This window comes from Colwellia sp. D2M02, from assembly GCF_018860755.1.
Lineage (GTDB): Bacteria > Pseudomonadota > Gammaproteobacteria > Enterobacterales > Alteromonadaceae > Colwellia > Colwellia asteriadis.
In genome coordinates this window covers 28901-50238 of record NZ_JAHKPW010000032.1, presented here as the reverse complement: position 1 = coordinate 50238, position 21338 = coordinate 28901, and the positions used below count along the sequence as shown (strand labels likewise).

At 38.5% G+C, this 21338-nt stretch carries 17 protein-coding genes; 9 read left to right on the top strand and 8 right to left on the bottom strand.

The genetic code is table 11. The features are described 5' to 3' along the window. Positions 1-85: 85 nt before the first annotated feature. Positions 86-445 (top strand): hypothetical protein, encoded by a 360-nt coding sequence (locus KO495_RS04265; protein WP_215979156.1) that lies wholly within the window; start codon positions 86-88, stop codon positions 443-445. Between the two features lie 118 nt (positions 446-563). Here the strand turns inward: KO495_RS04265 and KO495_RS04260 are convergent, their stop codons facing one another. From KO495_RS04260 to KO495_RS04245, 4 genes are all read right to left on the bottom strand, one after another. Next, positions 564-2390 (bottom strand): ABC transporter transmembrane domain-containing protein, encoded by a 1827-nt coding sequence (locus KO495_RS04260; RefSeq protein ID WP_215979155.1) that lies wholly within the window; start codon positions 2388-2390, stop codon positions 564-566. A gap of 18 nt (positions 2391-2408) precedes the next feature. Continuing rightward, entirely contained in the window at positions 2409-3305 is an 897-nt protein-coding gene (locus KO495_RS04255; protein ID WP_215979154.1) for a hypothetical protein, read from the bottom strand. Then, positions 3295-3522, bottom strand: a complete 228-nt coding sequence (locus KO495_RS04250; RefSeq protein WP_215979153.1) for an acyl carrier protein — start codon at positions 3520-3522, stop codon at positions 3295-3297. Before KO495_RS04250 ends, KO495_RS04255 begins: the two co-directional genes overlap by 11 nt. 104 nt (positions 3523-3626) lie before the next feature. Further along, positions 3627-5285, bottom strand: a complete 1659-nt coding sequence (locus KO495_RS04245; protein ID WP_215979152.1) for an AMP-binding protein — start codon at positions 5283-5285, stop codon at positions 3627-3629. A 250-nt stretch (positions 5286-5535) separates the two neighbouring features. On the opposite strand from KO495_RS04245, the gene recC reads away from it, so the two are divergent. The 8 genes from recC to KO495_RS04205 all read left to right on the top strand — a co-directional run bounded on the left by recC (position 5536) and on the right by KO495_RS04205 (position 17865). Next, positions 5536-9087, top strand: a complete 3552-nt coding sequence (recC, locus tag KO495_RS04240) for an exodeoxyribonuclease V subunit gamma (protein ID WP_354668363.1) — start codon at positions 5536-5538, stop codon at positions 9085-9087. Further along, positions 9084-12857, top strand: a complete 3774-nt coding sequence (gene recB, locus KO495_RS04235) for an exodeoxyribonuclease V subunit beta (RefSeq protein WP_215979150.1) — start codon at positions 9084-9086, stop codon at positions 12855-12857. The genes recC and recB overlap by 4 nt, the downstream gene beginning before the upstream one ends. After that, the gene (gene recD / locus KO495_RS04230; protein ID WP_215979149.1) at positions 12850-14871 is read left to right on the top strand and encodes an exodeoxyribonuclease V subunit alpha; all 2022 of its coding nucleotides are present in this window, start codon (positions 12850-12852) and stop codon (positions 14869-14871) included. The genes recB and recD overlap by 8 nt, the downstream gene beginning before the upstream one ends. A 154-nt stretch (positions 14872-15025) precedes the next feature. Then, entirely contained in the window at positions 15026-15583 is a 558-nt protein-coding gene (locus KO495_RS04225; protein ID WP_215979148.1) for a DUF3087 family protein, read from the top strand. Positions 15584-15639: 56 nt separating this feature from the next. After that, entirely contained in the window at positions 15640-15918 is a 279-nt protein-coding gene (locus tag KO495_RS04220) for a hypothetical protein (RefSeq protein ID WP_215979147.1), read from the top strand. Positions 15919-15971: 53 nt separating this feature from the next. Then, on the top strand, positions 15972-16631 hold the full coding sequence (locus KO495_RS04215) for an NAD(P)H-dependent oxidoreductase (protein WP_215979146.1): 660 nt from the start codon (positions 15972-15974) through the stop codon (positions 16629-16631). Positions 16632-16777: 146 nt separating this feature from the next. Next, the gene (locus KO495_RS04210; protein ID WP_215979145.1) at positions 16778-17305 is read left to right on the top strand and encodes a YgjV family protein; all 528 of its coding nucleotides are present in this window, start codon (positions 16778-16780) and stop codon (positions 17303-17305) included. 104 nt (positions 17306-17409) lie between these two features. Beyond that, complete coding sequence (locus KO495_RS04205) at positions 17410-17865, top strand: SMI1/KNR4 family protein (RefSeq protein WP_215979144.1); 456 nt, start codon at positions 17410-17412, stop codon at positions 17863-17865. A gap of 112 nt (positions 17866-17977) precedes the next feature. Here KO495_RS04205 and KO495_RS04200 read toward each other — a convergent pair whose 3' ends face one another. From KO495_RS04200 to KO495_RS04185, 4 genes are all read right to left on the bottom strand, one after another. Further along, positions 17978-19192 (bottom strand): Xaa-Pro peptidase family protein, encoded by a 1215-nt coding sequence (locus KO495_RS04200; RefSeq protein ID WP_215979143.1) that lies wholly within the window; start codon positions 19190-19192, stop codon positions 17978-17980. Between the two features lie 191 nt (positions 19193-19383). Then, positions 19384-19602 (bottom strand): translation initiation factor IF-1, encoded by a 219-nt coding sequence (gene infA, locus KO495_RS04195; protein WP_011043571.1) that lies wholly within the window; start codon positions 19600-19602, stop codon positions 19384-19386. A 160-nt stretch (positions 19603-19762) separates the two neighbouring features. Next, positions 19763-20479, bottom strand: a complete 717-nt coding sequence (locus KO495_RS04190) for an arginyltransferase (RefSeq protein WP_215979142.1) — start codon at positions 20477-20479, stop codon at positions 19763-19765. Then, entirely contained in the window at positions 20472-21314 is an 843-nt protein-coding gene (locus KO495_RS04185) for a hypothetical protein (protein WP_215979141.1), read from the bottom strand. Before KO495_RS04185 ends, KO495_RS04190 begins: the two co-directional genes overlap by 8 nt. Positions 21315-21338: the final 24 nt, after the last annotated feature.

Sequence of the window (21338 nt, the reverse complement as noted above, 5' to 3'; positions counted from 1 at the left end):
AGGTTTAAGCTATGGATTCTAGAAAAAGATAGGAAAGTAACAGCCCGTAATATTCTTAACGTAGTTAACGATGGAGTGTTTTGTTATGCCGAATGTACCCAGTGATTATGACAATGTATTTGAGAAAAAACTCAGCTTACCAGAGCAACAAAAAATGGCGGTGCTTGTTGCCGTTATTAGTTATTTCACCTTAATTGGTTGGATTGTCGCTCTTGTTATTTATGACAAACATCAATCATCCTTAGCAAGCTTTCACTTGCGACAATCACTAGGGTTGATCATTACCGGGGCTTTATTATCCTTGGTACCATTAATTGGTTGGGCACTTGGTATTGGCGTATTATGTGCTTGGTTTATGGGGATTTATAGTGCAATAAAAGGTACTAAGTATGAAGTTCCCCTACTGGGTAGCTTTTATCAACACAGTATCGACTTTATTCGTTAAAGTTAATTCAATAGTATAATTGAAAGGTATAACTCAAAAGTATAATTCAAAGGTATAATCGAAAGGGGAGTAAGGAATACTCCCCTTTTTTAGATCTGTAATTATGTCGTGTGTTTACTCATGATATAAGTTCAGGTGATGCGTCGTCATGATAAAGATTATAATAATGTCCTTTTTTTAAGAGCAATGCATGATGCGAGCCTTGTTCAACTAATCTCCCTTGGTGCATCACCAATATATCATCGACTTCACTAATACTTGATAAACGATGCGCAATAATAATCATGGTTTTATTTTTACCTAATTGCGCCAACGCTTGCTTAACAAACTTTTCGGCGGTGTTATCAAGTGCTGAAGTTGCCTCATCAAGTATAATAATTGGACTATCTCTTAATATCGCGCGCGCAATAGCAATGCGTTGACGTTGACCACCCGAAAGGTTTCTGCCATTTTCCCCGACAGGAGTTGCTAACCCTAACGGCATGTTATCTGCGAAGGTAAGTACATTCGCCTTTTCAGCCGCCATTTTAATATCTTCATCAGTAATAGCGTGATGACAGCCAAAGCGAATGTTGTTTTCAAGGGTATCATCAATAAGCACAATGTTTTGTGATACTAATACGCAGTGTGCTCGTAAAGAGCTTAGCGTATATTCTTCAATAGCAATGTTATTAATAAAAATACTTTGTTTAGGTGCTTGGTATAAACGTAGTAGTAATGAGGTTAAGGTACTTTTACCGCTACCAGATTCACCGACTATGGCAATGCTTTTACCAGCAGCAATAGTACAAGATAAATTGTTGATAGCTGCCTTCACTTTACTTTCAGTGCGTGTTTCAGCATTTTTAGCAGTATTATAAAGATTATTCGGGTAAGTAAACGAGAGTTGATTAAAGCGAATAGTAAATTGCTCACCACGTAAGGTTAAAGTACCGTTATCTTGCTCTACCGGTTCATCTAGTAAAGTAAATAAGCTTTGTGCGGCAGCCAAGCCTTTTTGTAATTGCTGATTAACATTAGTGAGCTGCTTTAGGGGCTTTAATAATGATGCCATTGCTACGAGCACTAAGGTAAATGTTCCTGGTGTTAAGCTGTTGAGTACCTGCTCAATACTTGCTAATAGTAAGACGCCAGCTATTGCAAAAGAGGCTATGAGTTGAATGATTGGGTTGTTTTGGGCGCTCGTTGCAGCAAGTTTACAGTGTTGTAGACGATTTTTATTATTAACCTTAGCAAACTGTGTGCATATTTGTGTTGCGGTATTGAGCAGTAGTATTTCTTGTTGATTTACTATGGCTTGTTCTGTAGCGCAGCTTACTTCACCCATACTTACTTGTAGTTGGCTACTAATACGTTTGAAACGTTTGGCAACTCGGTTAATCAGTAAAGTAATAACAGGACCTATTATTAAAAAAATAGCGCTGAGTTGCCAGCTGTTATAAATCATCATGCCAATGAGTACTAAAATGATAATGCTTTCTCTGACGATGATGACACCGCTTTTAGAAATGGCATGTGATATTTGTTCAGTGTCATAAATGAGTTTTGAAATGATACTACCGCGACTGTGACTTTCATAAAAGCTACGAGGTAAAACCAGTAGTTTTTCAAAGGTTTGTTGTCTTATACAGTAAGTAATTTTACTGCTCATATAGGCGATGGTGTAATTAGATATAAAGCTGGCTATACCGCGAAATAAAAATATCAAAACGACTAAAATAGCGCCAATTTTTAAGGTGTCACTATTAGCATTACTTAACCCGTTATCAATTAAAGGTTTAATAAAGTAAATCATGCCTGCATCAATGGTGCTGAATAGGCATAGCCCTAAAAATGCAATCGCAATAAGTTTTGTATGAGCGCGGTAATAGCTGAGTAACCGTAATAATTGACGACGATTACTATGTTCATGAGAGGTTGTACTTTGTTTATTGGTAGAATTCATTGTTATTACTTTTGTGATTTAGCTTCTAATACGCCAACGGTTATAAGACCAATACCATTGGCTTGGATATTGTTGAATGATTTGTTCAAAGCGTTGATAAATAATGTCCATAAGATCTTCGACGGATTTATCTTGGTTTAGCTGAATTTCACTATTGTTGCTGCTTACAATTGTTTCAAAAAATACACTAATACTGCCATCGGCTTGATAAACAGAATAAGCAAGTAATAAAGGCTTTTTGCTCAACTTAGCTAACATTACTACGCCAGACGGTGCTTTAGTCGTTTGTTTGAAAAAGTTAACCGGAGTTTGATTTGCATATAAATCACAGTGTAATGAAATATAAGCATTACTAGTTGTATGCTTTAACAGCTGCGCAAAGGCGTTGTTGTCATTTTTATTAATCGCTGTAATTTTTGCTTTAGCGTAAAATTGTAGGCCTTGCTCAAGAAAATCTGGCACATTAGTTAACGTTACAGACTGCCCTGAGAACTTATTTATAGCTAAGGGGACGGCTTCATAACAGCCTAAATGCATTGTGGCAATACAAGCACCTTCTCCTGATTGTAAAATTTCAAGTGTTGCTTCATCACAATAGATTTCAGGGTCTAGTTGATCAAGCCATAAAGACTCCGCTACGCCAAATGCACAGTTAGCATAGGCATCAAAGGCAATTTGTTTCATTTCATTAAAACATAAGTCAGGTAAAGCCCGTTGAATATTATTAATAGCGCGAGAACGTGTTTTTTTAGCGCAATGTAAAATGAACCTACCTAGTTGCTTAATGCTTGATTTTCGCACTTTAGCGGGCAATATACGTAATATGGTAATTAACATTTTTGCCAAAACACTGAGCAAAGCATGCTTTAGGTTTACCGTTTTTTGTTTTTGCTGGGTCGATGCTTTAATTGGCATGTTTCTCAACCCAAGTAATAAATTGGCAAATATTGTGGGTACTTAGCTCAAAAGCTTCTTCTAACGGTAACGCTATATTGAATTTCTGCTCTAAATCGAGCATCAACATCATAAAGTCAAAAGACTTTATCGAAGCAAATAAGCTCATTTCTAAGTCAATGTCGTTACTATGAGTTTTCTCTTGAATAAAGTTGATAATGGTTTGTTTTACCAGCATATATACTCCAATTTCTTTTGATATTTTTGTGATTAATTATTTTTTAAGCTAAATTCAGGTGTTTAACGAACAACTGCTCTTTAGAGATACTTTAGTGAGGTAGCTCAGGCATCAGTTAGTAGCGTTTTTAATTGCTTTACATCAACTTTTCCGCTGAGATTTCGAGGAAGATGCTCCGTGAGAATAAATTGGTCAGGTACCATGTATAGCGGTAACTTTTCGACGCAGTACTTTCGAAGAGATTTGCTGTTTAACTGTGAATGGTCTATTACGTGCTTTGCGACTTCAATAAACGCAACAATATGGTTACTTTTAGCGCTTGAGCTTTTTGACATCAATTTTACTGTTGCCCAACTGATGTCTTGATGAAAACTCAATAGGGCTGCCTCAATTTCTGCCGATTCTACGCGGTGACCCGAGACTTTAAACTGGTGATCATTACGGCCATGAAAAACAATATTATGCTGCTCATCTAAATAAACCATATCGCCGGTTTTATAAAAGCGTGTTAACGCTTGTTTTGACAAATTGTCTCGTTGTAAATATGTGTTAGACAATGAGCAGGTAATGAATGATTGTGCGGTTTTTATATCATCAGCCCAATAACCTGAAACCAGCTGTTCTCCAGCTAAATATAGCTCCGCTAGTGTATTTTTTTGACTTACTATTTGGTTATCTTTCACTAGCACTGCGATGACATTATTAAGTGGCTTACCAATAGGCACTGAAGCTGATAATGGTATATCGTCAAGGTTTAATTCATAACTCGTCGCGGTTATCGTGCACTCGGTAGGGCCATACAGGTTTATTACTCGACTGTTATGTGCGCAGTGCTGCCATTTTAAAGCTTGGCTAGTTAATAGTTTTTCGCCGCCAAAACAACTAATGCGCAGGTCAGGTAATTGCTCAGGTGTTAACTGACGCAATTTATCCATAAAAGATAACGTAGAAGCAACCGCTGAAAATACCGTTAATTGGTGCTGTTTAATGTAGGTAATAGGGCATAACAAATATTGGTTAGGTACTACATACAATGCCGCGCCTGTTGACCAACAACTGAACATATCGTGAACGGATAAATCAAAAGACAATTCAAAAAATTGACTGACTCTGTCATTAGCATTTAACTGCAATAATTTATGTAAATTAAATAAATGCCCTGTAATATTATTATGACTAACCGCAATGCCCTTAGGCACTCCTGTACTACCTGAAGTAAACAAAATATACGCAGGATGTGAGCCACAAAATGCAGCTTTGTTAGTCAGGGGCGGTTCTATTTTACAAGGCACAATTGGGTTTTCTTGCGTAATATTAACAGTGCGGTGGTGCGAGCTTTGTTCAATACTATGTAACCACTGCGGCGTATCACGACCTAAATACACTACCGTCATTGGTTGAGAGTGCAATAATAATTGGCTCGGATCTTCTCCAGCAGCAACCAGTAAAATTTTACAGTTTATTTGCTTTAATATTGAACAGTTTCTTTCAGCAGGCTGCTTATTATTCAATGGCACGTAAGCGGCGGTAGTTTGTAAAATGGCGAGAATACCTGCGTACATTTGCCACTGTTTACCACCATAAATAGCAATGGGGTTATAGTGCGTATTTAAAGGTAATAAATATTGTGACCAGTGTGTGGTAATGTTTAAGAGTTCTTGATAGCTAAATTGTAACTCTTGACCGTATTCTGTCGTACAAAGCGCGATATTATGTGGATATTGTTGTGCTGATTTATAAAAAGTGTCATGAAATAAGTCCATTTTTTTACCTAAGATTGTCAGTAGCGCAATAATTGAATAGCGCTACTATAGGTAAAAGCTTGTTGAGCGACCGTTGTAATTGTGTCGTTACCCTGTAAGAAATCTATAGCCAACTGTGAGTAATTGTAATATGTGCTGTTTGCTATCAATGCAATATTCCTTATAAATAGCGCACTGATTTTACTAGTGTTCATGGTATCGATGTGATTAAATTTACTTTCTTTGTTATGTATTATTCTGCGCGTAAGGCTTGCTCTTGATTTACCTCTATCCTGCAAACAAAATGGAAAATTTGTTGCTTTTATTGAACAAGATTTCTGAAATTTCTCCCCTCGGTGTTTTTAATCAAGATGTTATTGTGGTGCAAAATGCAGGTATGCAACATTGGCTGAACTTAGCATTAGCGAATGAGCGCGGAATTAGCATGAATATCCGTTACGCGTTACCTGCTCAGTTTCTCTGGAAGTTAATGCGTTCGCTGGCTAGCGAAGAAAAGGTTCCAGACCAATCTCCCTATTCTAGAGAGGTGTTAGCGTGGCGAATTTACCACCTGTTAGGTCTTGAAACTGTGATAAAAGATGATGATTTTATGCCAGCAACACGTTATTGGTTAGCGGATGTAGATCATATAGCTGAGCAACACAACGTTGATAAACAAGCCGCATTAAAACGTTATCAATTAGCCCGACAAATGGCTGACTTGTATGAGCAATATTTAATTTTTAGACCACAGTGGTTAAGTGCATGGCAACAAGGTGATTTTTCACCGACATCACCTTTTGCATTAGCATTAAATAACGAAAACCAAAGTAGTGAACAGCAACACAACCCACTTCAAGAGCATAAATGGCAGGGACGGTTGTGGCAATTATTAACCCAAGAATTACCTTATGATCCTGTAGCGTTAATGCGTGATGCCATTGCTAATATGGCAGATAAAAAAGCAATTATCCCAAAGCGAATTAGTTTTTTTGGTTTAAATACCATGGCGCCGATGTGGTTAGACTTTATTAATGCGCTGAGTGAACATGTTGAAGTACACTTTTTTCACCTTAATCCGTGTTTCTCTTATTGGGGTGACATTCAAAGAGAAAAACAAGCACTGGCTAAGCTAAGTCATTGGTCGGCCGATGCAGAAAACGAGCAATGCTTTATTGGTAATCCTTTGTTGGCAAACTTAGGTCAACAAGGTCGCGAATTTTTGTCGATGATTCAAGGCTACAGCACCGTAGATATCGAGTTATTTGAAGAGGCTCATGCTATCACTCATGCAGTAGAGCCAGCGGCAGGCTCCCCATCGCTTAACATTCTCCAACAACTACAAAATGATATTTTAACCTTAAGTGATGCCCGCGAAAATAGTGCGAATAGCATAGGCAATAGCACAGAGGGTAACAATAACCTGAATACCCACGATAACTCTATTGTTATCAGTAGTGCTCACAGTGCGCTGCGTGAGGTACAAGGTTTACATGATTATTTACTGCATCAGTTTAATGAAGACCCGAGTTTAACCCCAAAAGATATACTAGTGATGTGTCCGCAAATAGAGCAGTATGCACCCTATGTAAACGCGGTATTTACGCGGGGTTGGCAAGATGTTGGTGACGATGTGCCACCGCTACCGTGTTCAATTGCCGATAGAAGCGCTAAAGACAGCGACCCACTGGTTGCCGCTTTTACTGAATTACTGGCATTACCTGACAGCCGCTTTGGCGTATCACAGTTACTAAGCTTCATTCGTTTACCTGCCATCAGTCATAAGTTTTCTATCAGCGCTGATGACTTAGATAAAATTACCTTATGGCTTGATGATGCCAGTGTACACTGGGGTTTAGATACACGGCATAAACAGCAGTTTATTGGTGAGCAAGCAAGCAATAGCTTTACTTGGCAACAAGGTTTATCGCGATTATTACGCGGGTTTGCTTTTAACGATAGCGAGCAAGTCTATCAACAACAATTATTACTAACACATGTTGAAGGTGATGATGCCATTCTGTTAGGGCAGCTCATGCTCTTTATTGAACAACTGCAACATTTTAGCTTACAGTTAAATACACCACGTAGCGCCGTGCAATGGCAAAGTTTCCTGTTAGGGCAGCTTGACACGCTCTTTAGCCGTGTTGATGATAAATTACTTAATAGTGAAGCGAGCATTGCTATAATTGAGCAGGCGATTGCTGGCTTAGTGGAGCATTGCCAGCATGCACACTTTGAAGAAGCTTTGCCATTAACAATTATTGTTGACTACCTGAATAATCACTTTAGTGAAGGCGATGCCAGTAAACAGTTTATGGTAGGGCAAGTGACCTTTTGTTCAATGTTACCAATGCGTAGCATTCCATTTAAAGTGATTGCGGTATTAGGCTTAAATGACGGTGAATTTCCAAGGCAGCGACAACCGCTTGGCTTTGATTTAATGTCGTTAACCCCAGTGGCATTAGGCGATAGGTCTCGTCGAGGCGATGATAGATACCTCTTTCTTGAAGCCATTATTTCTGCTCGTAAGGCACTGTATTTAAGCTTTCAAGGACGCAATATAAAAAATAACAACGAGCGTCAACCGTCTATTGTACTTAAAGAGTTAATGGACTATTTAACGCAGGGGTATGGTTATCAGTTTTCAGACCATGATAAGCGAGACCTCAATCAATTACCGATGCAAGCGTTCAGTCTTGATAATTATCGCAGTAATATCAACCCTTGGCCGAGCTTTGATAGCCGCTGGTTAGCCTTAGGTCTAAATGAACAGCAAAGTAGCCTTGTTACTGAGCAAAGTAATGCGCAACTGTTGAGCAGCATTGAGATACAAGATCTTAATAATCACCTAGTGCTCTCAACAGAACAGTTGATACGTTTTTTTCAACACCCAGCACGCCTTTTTGCACAGCAAAACTTGAACCTTTATTTTGATAATGACAGCGTAATGCTAAACGACGTTGAGCCATTTGAATTTGATCGTTTGCAAAGTTACCTTGTACGCCAAGCATTGCTTGAGGGCTGTTTATCTACGCAAGAAACTACACGTGCTGATAACACTGCCGCGGTATTACAACATGCACAGTTAACCGGTAAATTTCCTGATTTACCGACAACACCTGGCGTGTTAGATGAATATGTACAAGACACTTTGATTTTTAGCGAAGAAATCCGCAATCATGGCGTTGATAACCCTAAATTAATCGATGTGAGTTTACCGTTAGCACTGTTATCGCCCTTAGCGATTGAGCTAACCCTAAACACTAAATTACCTATTAAAAATAATAAATTAGTGCATTACCGCAGTTCAACAGCTAAAGCCAAAGACCTTTTTACCTTGTACCTTAATCAATTGATATTACAAGTTTTGCAAGAGCAATCGGTCGGGATAAATGAAACACTGTTAGCGGTTGATGAAAATCTCGGTATTTATTTTAATACGAAAACTCAAAGTGTTGAAAAATATCAGGTGAGTGCAATTGAGAGTCCAGTCGCTAAACTCAAACAATTAGTCAGCTTTTTTATCCAAGGACAACAGCAGCCATTGTTGCTTAACGGCGAATTAGCGGCAGCTGTTTATGCTAAAAAATGGGGTAAAGTAGAAGAGTTTACCCAAGAGCGATTTGAAAGCTTTTGGCATGGTGATATCAATATGCGAGGCTTTGCTGAAGACCCTTATATCAGTTACTTTTGGCCAACATGCCCCGAATATAGTCAGTATGAACGTGATTTAGTGGCGGTTTATGACGATATTTATAACGTGGTTGAAAAAGTTAAATCAACTACAAAAAAAGCCAGTGCTAAAGGAGCTAAATCATGAGCTTAGCGACATCTCCTGTACTTAATTTGAAAAATTTAAATGCCGCAACCCTTGAACTGAGTGGTAAGCATTTAATTGAAGCGAGCGCAGGCACAGGCAAAACTTACAATATTACCCGTATTTATTTACGCTTATTGCTTGAGCGAGAGCTGAAAGTTGAACAGATTTTGCTGATGACTTTCACCAAAGATGCTACTGAAGAATTACGTGGCCGTATTGACAGCTTTTTACGTGAAGCATTAAGTAATTGGCAGGGGTTATGTGAGTCACAAGGGAGTGATGGTGAATTTTTTACCCGTTTGAATACTACTATTGATGCCGATAAACGGGAGTTTTTATTAAAACGTGCGCTATTATTTTTAGATGAAGCGGCCATTTTTACAATACACGGTTTTTGTCAGCGGGTCCTTAATCAATATGCTTTTTCAAGTGGCTTGCCGTTTAATGCCAACATGGCTGCAGATACGAAAGAGATCATTTTACAAGCTTGCCAAGATTGGTATCGCCAACTCGCAAAAAATAACAGTGAGCAATTTAGATTACTTGCCAATTTTTGGGCAACCCCAAGTAGTTTTTTGTCGAGTTTTAATAAAGCCATCGGTCACAGTGGTGAAATTGCCTTAATTGATGTTAACGAGATTAAACAACAATTCTCTGAGCTGGCGCGGCAAGCTAAAACTGACTTAGCTAGTCATAATGCTCTATTAGAAACCGCACTTATCTTAGTGAAAAAAGGGACGGAGCAAGAAACAAGGCGTAGTGAGTTGGCGCAGTTAATTTTATGGCTTGAGTCGGTCGTTGAAACAATGGAGCAAGAGGTGACCGATGAGCCAATTGCACTGGGTAAAATGCCAGATGCTTTTTTTGATGGCAAGCGCTACGGACGATCTAAGTTTAAAGAAGAGCTGCTTGTTGCTTTTGACAGTGTAAAAGCGGTTAAAGAGCAGTGTAAAACCATTCACAATAAAATAGATAAAGCGAAAGCATATCAGTTAGTGCGCTCGGGTATTTATCAAATGCGAGCAACAATTATTGAACAAAAACAACTGTTCAATATGCTCGACTTTGACGATCTGATTAATACACTCGCACAATGTTTAGCCAATGACGAGCAGGGCGTATTAGCCGCACAATTGTTAGCGCAGTACCCCGTGGCGTTAGTCGATGAATTTCAAGATACCGATCCTAAACAATTTGGTATTTTACAAGCACTGTACTACGGAAAAAAAGCAACTCAAGCCAATGCAGGGTTGTTTTTAATTGGCGATCCTAAACAGGCTATTTATGGCTTTCGTGGTGGGGATGTTTTTGCCTATTTAAGTGCTCGTGCTGGTTGCGATTATCATTGGTTAATGGATACCAATTGGCGTTCAACCCCTGAAATGATTGCGGGTTATAATCAAGTTTTTGTGAGTAAACATAGCTCGATTGCAGCAGGTGAAGATAATAGCGAGCAAGCATTAGCTCAAGATCAAGTGTTTGGTTACGGTATCCCTTATTTACCGGTGCTGGCGGGTAAAAAGTCGTCAATCAAACCGCAAGAGTCAACAGTACTTGATAGCAATAAAGCGCTGCAGTTTATTCATTTTTATGACGAAGAAAACGACAATGACAAAGTAGGGCAAAGCTCGCGTACTTATTTGGCCAGTTGGTGCGCAGCAGAAATAAGTAAACTCCTTAGCGTGAATAATCAAGATAATAACTCCGCTGAGAAAATAAGACCTAAAGATATTGCGCTATTAGTGCGAGATGGCGCTGAAGCGCGTGAAATTAAGCAAGCATTACAACATGCCGGGCTTGATAGCGTTTTTATGTCTGATCGCGCTAATTTATTTTACAGCGCTCAAGCAGGGCAGTTATTAAGCTTGCTTAAAGGCATTTTGCTTGTTGAAAATGAACGTTTGTTTATTGCTGCGCTTGGCTCGGGCTTACTTGGCTTTAGTGCCGATAAACTTGCAGCACTACAACAAGATGAGCAAGCTTATCAACATTTAAAATTTGCTTTTGTTGATTATCGTCAGCAATGGCAGCGTCAAGGTTTTATTACCATGGCCATTAATTTAATGCATCAGCACTTTATGGTTTTTGATGATGATAAAGATCGGGCATTAACTAATTTACTGCATTTATTTGAGGTGCTGCAAGCGGCAAGTCAACGTCATCACCAAGGACAAGAGCTGTTGTTCTGGTTTGAGCAACAATGCCGTTTAGATAATCCTGAAACTGAAGCCGAATTACGCTTAGAAAGTGACGGTGATTTAATTCGTATTATTACTCAACATGGCTCAAAAGGCCTAGAGTATCCTTATGTCTTTATTCCGTTTGCAACTCGTCATAAAGACCCGATGAAATTTGGGCCTAAATCGGTGAGTTATATTGAATATCATGATAGTAACGGGCAATTAATTTTAAGCTTAGATGGCTCAAAAGCAGCGAAACAGGCAATGGCTGAAGAGGCCTATGCTGAAAGTATTCGTTTATTGTATGTGGCGATAACTCGCGCAGAAAAACGCTGTTATGTGCTAACTACGGGGTTTGAAAAGTTTCACTTATCCCCATTAGGCAATACTTTAAAGTGGCGTGAAGATGACAATATCATTACCAATTTACAATCACTTAAAGCGCTTTGTCCCGATGCTATTGGCATTACCGAATTAAGTTTTTCAGCGCTAGCGGCGAATAACCTTATTAATAAAGACAATGCTTGCCTTAACAAGACTAGTTATGACGAGCAAAATCCACTACAAGCTAGCCGTTTTACTGGAAATATTGAACGAGATTGGTGGTTAAGTTCGTTTTCAGCATTAACCCGTAACATCAGACACAGCGGTGTTTCAACTCCTGACAGAGATGCCGATCTTTATGTCAGCAGTGAAACAACCGCAGTATCACAGTCTATTCGCTTTAAGTTAAGTAAAGGCGCACATAGTGGTAATTTATTGCATGATATTTTTGAGTTAACTGATTTTAGCCACGCTAATTGGCAAGAAAGTATTAAGTGGCCTTTAGTTAAATATGGTGATTTAAATCAACAAGCTAATACACAATTTAGCGAAGATGACTTAATCACTTGGCTTGATGATGTGATCGCTGCGCCGTTTATTGGCGAAAATGAAGATATTGAAAATAAGGGGAGCTTGTCGAGCTTAAGCTTAATACAAACTATGCGAGAGAGTGAGTTTTACTTTCCAATGCAAGGGGAAGACAGTAATGCGTTAGCTAAAATACTCACCGAGCATAGAAAAATAAAAACAGCCACGACTTCAGCTAACTCAGGTGACATTAATATTGCCAGAGCTGTGCAATTACCGAGTTATAAAAAACTCTCAGGTATGATGCATGGATTTATTGATTTAGTGTTTGAACATCAAGGTAAATATTACCTTTGTGATTATAAATCGAGCCATTTAGGAGACAGGTATAGTGATTATCAACCTGCGGCGTTATTAGATAATGTGCAAGGTAATTACTACGATTTACAGTATTTAATTTATGCCTTGGCATTGCATCGTCATTTACAGCAATCGTTACCCGATTACCAACCTGAAGCACACTTTGGTGGAGTCTATTATTTATATCTTCGTGGTATGACCGCAAACCCGCAGCATGCCGGCGCAGGTATTTATTATAGTGCGGTAACACCACAGGAGTTAACATTGCTTGATCAATTATTTTCAGGTGAAAAAGCTCAGCATAGCGGCACGCCAGTAAACAAAACAGACAAAACAGACAAAAATATAGCAAAGGCCGAGGAAAGCACTGATGAATAATGTTTATAGCAGCTTTGCACAAGCCAAACAGAAAATTCACGGCCTTGAAGCTATCGATTACTTTTTTGCCAAAGAAATGGTACAAGCACTAGCGAGTAATGACAGTGTTCATCGCAAAGAACAAGTGAATACGGGTGACAACCATAGCGACAATGACCGTTTAATTACTCATATCTTGTTGGCATTAAGTGAGAGTTTGCGCGCAGGGCATACCTGCTTGCCATTAAGTGAGCTCGCTAATAAACACTGGGGTTGTGCCTATGATAATTACGGAGAGGTTAGTCATTCAGGTGTTATTTTTCCTGAGTTAACGATATTAACAACAACTATTACGGCATTAGCGCTATCACCTGAGCAACAACAACCCATTGTTTTTCATCATGGTAATTTATATTTGCGTCGATATTTTCAGTTTGAGTGTGAATTAGCGCAAGATATTTCAATGCGTATTGCTACGCGCTCAACCTTTAGTTTTGATGAGATTACTGAGTGTATTAGTGGTTTATTTCCAGAGGATAATTTAAGCGAAACTAGCAATGATGTTAATGATATTGATTGGCAAAAAGTTGCAGTGGCCAATGCTATTAACAAAAACTTCAGTGTGATTGCAGGCGGACCTGGCACAGGAAAAACCTATACGGTAACTAAATTACTGGCGGCGCTGGTTATGTTGCAGCCAAGTAATGCGTTATCATCAAGCGAGTTAAGTATTGCGCTAGTTGCGCCAACAGGTAAAGCCGCACAGCGTTTATCAGAGTCTATTGTTAAAGCAGTCACAGGGTTTAGTGAATTAATTGCTAGCGATGTATTAGCAAAAATTCCTAGTAGTGCACAAACTATTCATCGCTTATTAGGGGTTATTCCTAATAGTCCTAATTTCAGACATGGCATTGATAACAAATTGGCTTATGACGTAGTACTAATTGATGAAGTATCTATGGTTGATTTACCTTTAATGACACGTGTGTTTCGTGCTTTAAAGCCCAACACTAAAGTTATATTGTTAGGAGATGCCGATCAGTTACCGTCAGTGGCAACAGGAAGTGTTTTAGCTGATATAGCGCCAAGACCTCATGGTGGGTTTTCAACACAAAATTGTGATTACTTAGCGCAAGTTTGTCAGTTAAAGGGAGCTGTATTAAGACAAGCTTTTTCTCAGTTCAATACTGAGCACTCAACAAACCCTAATGACTATTTGACTTATTTACTTAAATCTCGACGTTTTGACGGCAAAGGCGGTATTGGTTTATTAGCCAGTGCAGTGATAAAAGGTGACTCTCAAGAGAGCTGGGGTTTATTAACGGAGGCTAAAGCTAACAATTCTTCACAATTAGCATTAGCCACAACCGAGTTGTCAGCTTGGTTAGCACCGTTAATTAAGCAGTATTTCCAGCCTATAGAGCATTGCGAAAATGTGAGTGAAGCCTTTAAGTTACTCGCGCAATTTCGAGTGTTATGCGCGACGCGTCAAGGTAGCTATGGCGTTGAAGCGATTAACGACTATATAAAACGCTACTTAGGTAAAGCTTTTGTCAGCCAACATAGTGAGCAGCAAGGCTTATATCACGGGCAACCGATAATGATCAGTGAAAACAATTACCGTTTGGGACTTTATAATGGTGATATTGGCATTATATGGCGAGTTGATGATGAAAATAATAGTAATAGCCATTTAATGGCATGCTTTGAAAGTAGTGACCAAGCACAGCCTATTCGGCGTATTCTGCCGTCACGTTTACCGAAATATGAAACAGTTTATGCAATGACAATTCATAAAACCCAAGGGAGTGAATTTACCCATGTTGCGATGTTATTAAGTGAAACTGGTGTTAGTCATGGCTCTGATAAGGCAAGAGAGAGTAAATTACTGTCGCGCGAGTTATTGTACACTGCCATTACACGCGCTAAACAGCAGATCACCGTGGCAAGTAACCAAAGTACTTGGCAGCAAGGGGTTAATGCTCAGGTTAAAAGACACTCAGGACTATCGCTTAGTTGCAGTGACTTTGACTAAGATCAGTCTAATAACAATTTAGTCATGATTTATTGTGCGTTAATTACCTAAATGCCTGATATAATTGCGGCTTGCGATAAAGCGATAGTTAAAATAACTCGCGTTTTATTTTTGAAGAGTTCAGGTTAGTCACTAGCGTTTAAGGTTTAAGGTTATGCAATTAAAAGATATTGATAAAGCACGTTATAAAAAACATTTAAATATTGTCATTGTTGGTTTTATCAGTAGTTTATTAATACTATCTCTGATTTTTGGTCAGCTGCTGATTGCACTTTTTTCAACCGTAGAGCAAAACGTGATTGACCTTGCAAAAATTACCGCAGAGCAAGCACCAGAGGGGAGTAATTTTAAGTTTAATTTAATTGGCGTTGTGCTAGCGTTATTTGTGAACGCAGCTATTTTACACCGCGTGAAAAATAGTGATTTTTTCAACGAAGTTTATTATGTGTGGCAAATTAAACAGGTACAAAACCTTATTTATCGTAAGCTAAAAAAGATCAAAGCCGCGGCGAAAGAGAGTGATGAACAAGCATTACGTATTTTGTTTTACTATTACAACAGCATCAAGCAGTTATATATTTTAGATGACAATACCATTACTTTATCAAGTGTTGAGAAAAATTTACAAGATATCACTGAATCAATTAATGAGAAAAATATTGATATTGACGCGCTGCCTTTCGATAAAGCAATGCTGGCGGATTATAAGTAATAGCCCTGAGCTTTTAATGACAATAATTTATACTGAGTAGCTGAGGAAATACGGTTGTGGAATCCATTTTAATTTTTTTGATTGTTTTTTATTTAGTCGCATTTGTTTATGATAAAACTATTGATAATGAAATTAAAAACAATCCGACTTTAGCTAGTACGTTAACTGAATTTAAATATTTTCATTCATTTCAGTCACGACCTAAAGCGCTGAGTGCGGCATTAAGTTTTCAATTCAGGGGAATTTCAACGATGTTGACACTCGTTGGTAGTGTATTTTCACTGATGATGTATTTGGGGTTAGCGTTTGGTATATATTTCATTACGCAAGCATAGCGCTATATTTGGTTTTACAGTTATTGAGTCTACAGAATAAAAGGAATTCACCGATGAAAATTCTCGTTTTTTTAGGGACGGTTCGTGAAAGCACACCACCTAAACCAGCACGTCTTGGTGTTAGAGTTGCTAAAGCGAGTCTTAACTGTTTACACGCTCGCTTTGCGGAACATGAGATTGAGCTAATTGACGCGTTAGATTACCCTTTAGAGGCTATTTTTAAGCCGCACTTTGCGTATGGAAGTAATCAAGCGCCTGCAGCCCTTAGTCGCTTAGCTGAAAAAATAGCCGCAGCAGATGCTTTTATTATGATCAGCCCAGAATATAATCATTCAATGAGTCCTGCGTTGGCTAACTTACTTAATCATTTTGGCAGCTCTTTGTTTGCTTATAAGCCTAGCGCTATTGTTACTTATTCAGCTGGGCAATGGGGTGGTATGCGAGCGGCGGTTGGCATGCGCACCTTTTTGGGTGAATTAGGCTGTCTGCCGGTCTCTGCTATGATTCATGTTCCTAAAGCGCAAGATGTCTTTACACAAGAAGGCACATTACAACCAGGTGAAGAGCAATCTTCGTGGTTTGATTATTTCTCTCGAACATTCGGTCAACTTGTATGGTGGGCACAGGCGGCCCAAAAGCATAAGAGTGAAGTTAACCCGAACACTATGGTGAAAGACTTTAAAACATCGCCTGCTGAGCGCAACGCACCTTAGCATACCGAGCAGCAAAGGGATTTTCTAACTTTGCTGCTTTATGTTAACTACCTTGTATTAAACACCTTGCATTAATAGGTCAGCTCATTTACTGCTCATGCCCAGTAATATTCTAGACCACCATTTTGATATTTATTTGAGATAACATGCCTGATTTTCTTCTTTCGCAGGTGCTTGCATCAATTACCTTAATTATTGAATGCTATGCAATGCAGCACAAAAATAAAAATACCATTTTAGCGTTGCTGTCAGTGAGTTGTTTTTTTAATGGTATTCATTATTTTTTATTAGCTCAGCCGACTGCGGCTTTCATTTTCTGGTTTTCGAGTATTCGATTTTTAATTTCTATTAAATGGAAGTTTCAATGGATTTCAGCATTATCCATTGGGGTTAGTTTATTAATTGCGTGTTATACCTATATTGGCTTTTTAAGTGTGATTGGCTTTATGGCGACGGTTTTTATTACCATTGGCTCATTTACTAAAAATGATAAATTACTACGTATTATGATGATGGTAGGCGGCTCGTTATGGCTTCTACACAATATTATTTTATGGACACCGGTTGGTATATTAGTAGAAGCAATTTTCGTGGGAAGTACAGCGATTGGCTTTTATCGTTATTATATTAAAGATAATGAAAGCAATGCTACTGAGCCAAAAATAAAGAACTAACTTAGCCCAAGTTTAGGTTAAATAAGTGATTTTACCGTATTGTGGTTGGCGTATTTGCCGGGAGCTACAGTGTTTACCCCTTTGAAAAATAAGAGTACATTTAATTGAAAGATATCGATTTATTTATAGAAAATTGGGCAGGTAAGAGTGCTATGGTGCCGATAAGTCACCAAGATATTATTGAGCTTGAAGCGCAACTACAAGTTGCTTTACCTCAGGCATATAAATATTTACTGACTACTTATGGTTTAGTACGTACGCCCAATGTACTGACAAAAACTTGTGACTTAAATGTTGAAGTAGCAAACGTGCAAGACTTTTTAAGTGTTGAAGATGTTTTATCTCTTTCAAAGCTTTATGAGATGACAGGCATGCCAACCGGGCATATAGTTTTTGCTTCTGATAGTGAAGGTAATATGTTTTGCTTTAAAAAAAGTGAGTGTGATCTTCAGCTTAATGATGTACCAGTATGGTTTTATAATCAGGCGTTATGCACTGTTACTCAAGTCGCGCAAGGATTTGTACCTTGGCTAATACGTTTTAACACTGCTCATTTATAAGTATTATTTTTTATACGTATTATTAACTTTATCGTTGTTTAATGGGGTATTCACACCCCATTAAACTTTCATAGCTGTTGTTAACTGTATAAGTCATTAACTGTGTAAGTCGTTAAGCTTCTAATCCAAAAGGGTCGTCAACTGAATGTGATGGCGTGGTAAACCACACAGGACCGTTTTCATCCATATAAAAATGATCTTCTAAGCGAACACCAAATTGATCAGGAATAACTAACATCGGCTCATTGCTAAATACCATGCCGGTTTGTAATTTTGTTTCAGTCCCTTTAACTAAATATGGCCATTCGTGAATATCAAGCCCACAACCATGCCCCGTTCTGTGTGGTAAACCCGGTAGTTGGTAGTCAGGTCCATAACCGTGTTTTTCTAATACTATACGTGCGCCATCATCGACATTTCCACAAGGAGCATTAAGTTTAGCTTCATTAAACGCATTAATTTGTGCATCTTTTTCAACTTGCCATGCTTTGCGTTGCTCAGGGGTTGCCTCGCCGTAAGCATAAGTGCGAGTAATGTCAGAATTATAACCTTGCACTAAACAACCCGTGTCAATTAAAACCCAGTCATTTTCTTGTAAAATTTGCGGATCTTTTACGCCATGTGGGAATGAGGTGGCTAAACCAAAAAGTACAATACAAAACGAAGAGCCTGTGGCGCCAACCCGTTTATGGGCTTCGTTAATAAACTGTGTAACCTCTACTGTACTGATACCAGGCCTTAAAATACGGGCTGCTGCTTTGTGTACGGCAATTGTCATATCTTTCGCTCGTTGCATTAAAGCAATCTCTGCGCTCGACTTTATTTGACGACACAATGCGGTTATATCTGAAGCGTTGGTGTAAGTTATATGTGGTGCTGCTTTTCTAAAACCATCAAACACAAAAAAAGGAGCTGATTCATCAATGGCAATATTACCTGTGCTAATGTTCATCTCTGTTAGCACATGAGCAAATAGCGCATAAGGGCTCTCATGCTCATGCCAGCCGTGAAAGTTACCTTGTATCAACATGTGATCACGTAAAGAGCCTTCTTCAAAGTGCGGTGCAATAAATGCTAGCTCACCTTTTGCAGGTAAAATGGCGCCAACTAAACGCTCACTCTTATACCACTTTAACCCGGTAAAGTAAGTTAAGTTAGTTCCTGCATCTAAGTACATCGCCTGAATATTTTGCTCGAGCATATAAGTTTGTGCTTGCGCGATACGGGCTTTAAATTCATCGAGAGAAATTGCGCTAATATCTGTGGTCATGTCAGATAATTTATTGAGTTCAATTTCAGGGGTAGAGCCGCCAACACCAAGTGTCATAATTAATTCCTTATTGTATACAATATGTAGAATGTATCATTTAGGGTTAGTGAAATGAAAGCTTGTTAAGGTAACAACAAGGGAATATGCGATGAATTGCTAGATTCTTAAAAATAAGAAATAAAAAAACCAGCAAAAGCTGGTTTTTTAAATTTATCAACCTCGAGATAACTCAAGGTAATTATAATATATTATCTAGCGCGGAAAATAATGCGGCCTTTTGATAGATCGTATGGTGTTAATTCAACCGTTACTTTATCACCAGTTAAAATACGAATGTAATTTTTACGCATTTTACCTGAAATATGAGCAGTGACCACGTGGCCGTTTTCTAGTTCAACTCGGAACATAGTGTTTGGTAAGGTATCTAATACCGTACCTTGCATTTCAATATTTTCTTCTTTCGCCATGGGGCGCTAAACCTCTAATGTTGTGCAAATTAGCCAAAACATAATAACGAGATTGCTAAAAGTCATGACCGATAAAAAAAGCTGCGCGAATGATGCCTAATTGCTTGGCTAATGTAAAGCATTGTGACCATTTATTTGTCAATTTACTGGTTATATGTCGTTAATTCTCGTTATATTGCCATCGGTCGTTAATAAATCGCTCATGAGGGTGGTAACGATTTTTATAATTCATTTTTTGGCACTCATCAATTTGATATCCCAAATATAAATAGGGAAGTGCGCGCTGCTGACATATTTCTATTTGAGTTAAAATAGAAAATACGCCTAAACCGTGTGCTTTAAATTCTGGATGATAAAAGGTATATACCGCTGATAGTGCATTACTTAAAACATCGGTAACCGCCACGCAAATGAGTTGCTCTAAGTCATCTTCAATGAGCCAGGTTTCAATAAAGAGTTGTTGGGTTAGCTGGCAACTTAAAAAACTTCTAAATTGCTCAATATTGGCTGGAAACATTGAACCGTCGCTATGGCAGGTATTAATGTAGTTTTCATAAAGAGGGTAATAGCTGTCTTTTAAAGTGTTCGACTCTTTAATGATAAAATGACTATTACGCTTTTTACTGCGCCTTTGGCTTTTAGATGGTGTAAATTGGTTGACTAAAACGCGAATAGACTGACAAGCGTTGCACTGTAAACAATGGGGGCGATAACTTTGCTCACCACTGCGTCTAAAGCCTTGCTCCATTAACCATGAATAGCTTTTGTTATTCTGTAGTCGTTCATCAACGGCAATTAATAATCGCTCGTTTTGCTCGGGTAAATAGTTACAAGGAAACTCTTGGGTTACCCCTAACTTAAAACTGGTGTTATTCATTGATAATAGGCCAATTCTCTACTGCTTTATTAAAAAATCCGCTTTGTATATAGGCTTTTTTTATAATGCCCTCTGCTCTAAGTATGGTTAAGCCTTTAGTTAAAGCAAGGTATATATTTTTGGCATCGGGATGTTGTTTACTTATGACAAAGTGACGGCTACCCGGTAATTTTACGCGCACATTAGGAATCGGTTTAAAAGTGAAGCCGTCTTGCGTAAAGGATAAATCTGGCGTGTTATAAAATGGTGCCAGCATAAAGTCGGCTCGACCTTTTACCAGCATTTTTGTCATTAGTGGGAATTGCCCCACATGAATCAGACCTGCTAGGTTCATATCGCAAAGTGCTGCCCAATCAGTTTTCCAATTACGGTTAGATACGGCAAAAAGGCTTTGAATGTTGGGGGGGGATGATTTTAATAAATGTTCATTTTTTTCATAGACATATAAACCCGCGGTAAACTCGCCTTCTTGAGTTAATGGCGGGCTGATAAAAAGGTTTTCTTTATTTTTAATGTCAGCGTACCAAGAAGGGGTTGCACTAAGGTGAACTTTACCCTGGTTGATGAGTTTTATTCGGCGTTGATAAAAATCAACAGAGACGAGTTGAATAGGAGCGTTATAACCGCCGCGATGCAGTGCTTGTAATAATAAAACCTGTTCAACAATATCCCGATAAGCGTATTTTCCTGTAAAATCGGTAATTGTTAATGGGTCACGGCCATTAACAAAAATGTCAAAACTTTTTTGCCCACCATGATGTATGCCAATTAATAATGGTGAAGAAGAAAACGCCTTATTGGGTATGAATACGATAAGAGAAGCGATAAGTATCAAATAAGCTTTTTGTATAATGATAAT

Coding starts and splice junctions, on each gene's coding strand:
- KO495_RS04265 (WP_215979156.1), top strand. CDS start 86: ATGCCGAATGTACCCAGTGATTATGACAATGTATTTGAGAAAAAACTC.
- recB (WP_215979150.1), top strand. CDS start 9,084: ATGAGCTTAGCGACATCTCCTGTACTTAATTTGAAAAATTTAAATGCC.
- KO495_RS04250 (WP_215979153.1), bottom strand. CDS start 3,522: ATGCTGGTAAAACAAACCATTATCAACTTTATTCAAGAGAAAACTCAT.
- KO495_RS04225 (WP_215979148.1), top strand. CDS start 15,026: ATGCAATTAAAAGATATTGATAAAGCACGTTATAAAAAACATTTAAAT.
- KO495_RS04215 (WP_215979146.1), top strand. CDS start 15,972: ATGAAAATTCTCGTTTTTTTAGGGACGGTTCGTGAAAGCACACCACCT.
- KO495_RS04245 (WP_215979152.1), bottom strand. CDS start 5,285: ATGGACTTATTTCATGACACTTTTTATAAATCAGCACAACAATATCCA.
- KO495_RS04260 (WP_215979155.1), bottom strand. CDS start 2,390: ATGAATTCTACCAATAAACAAAGTACAACCTCTCATGAACATAGTAAT.
- KO495_RS04190 (WP_215979142.1), bottom strand. CDS start 20,479: ATGAATAACACCAGTTTTAAGTTAGGGGTAACCCAAGAGTTTCCTTGT.
- KO495_RS04200 (WP_215979143.1), bottom strand. CDS start 19,192: ATGACACTTGGTGTTGGCGGCTCTACCCCTGAAATTGAACTCAATAAA.
- KO495_RS04255 (WP_215979154.1), bottom strand. CDS start 3,305: ATGCCAATTAAAGCATCGACCCAGCAAAAACAAAAAACGGTAAACCTA.
- recD (WP_215979149.1), top strand. CDS start 12,850: ATGAATAATGTTTATAGCAGCTTTGCACAAGCCAAACAGAAAATTCAC.
- infA (WP_011043571.1), bottom strand. CDS start 19,602: ATGGCGAAAGAAGAAAATATTGAAATGCAAGGTACGGTATTAGATACC.
- KO495_RS04210 (WP_215979145.1), top strand. CDS start 16,778: ATGCCTGATTTTCTTCTTTCGCAGGTGCTTGCATCAATTACCTTAATT.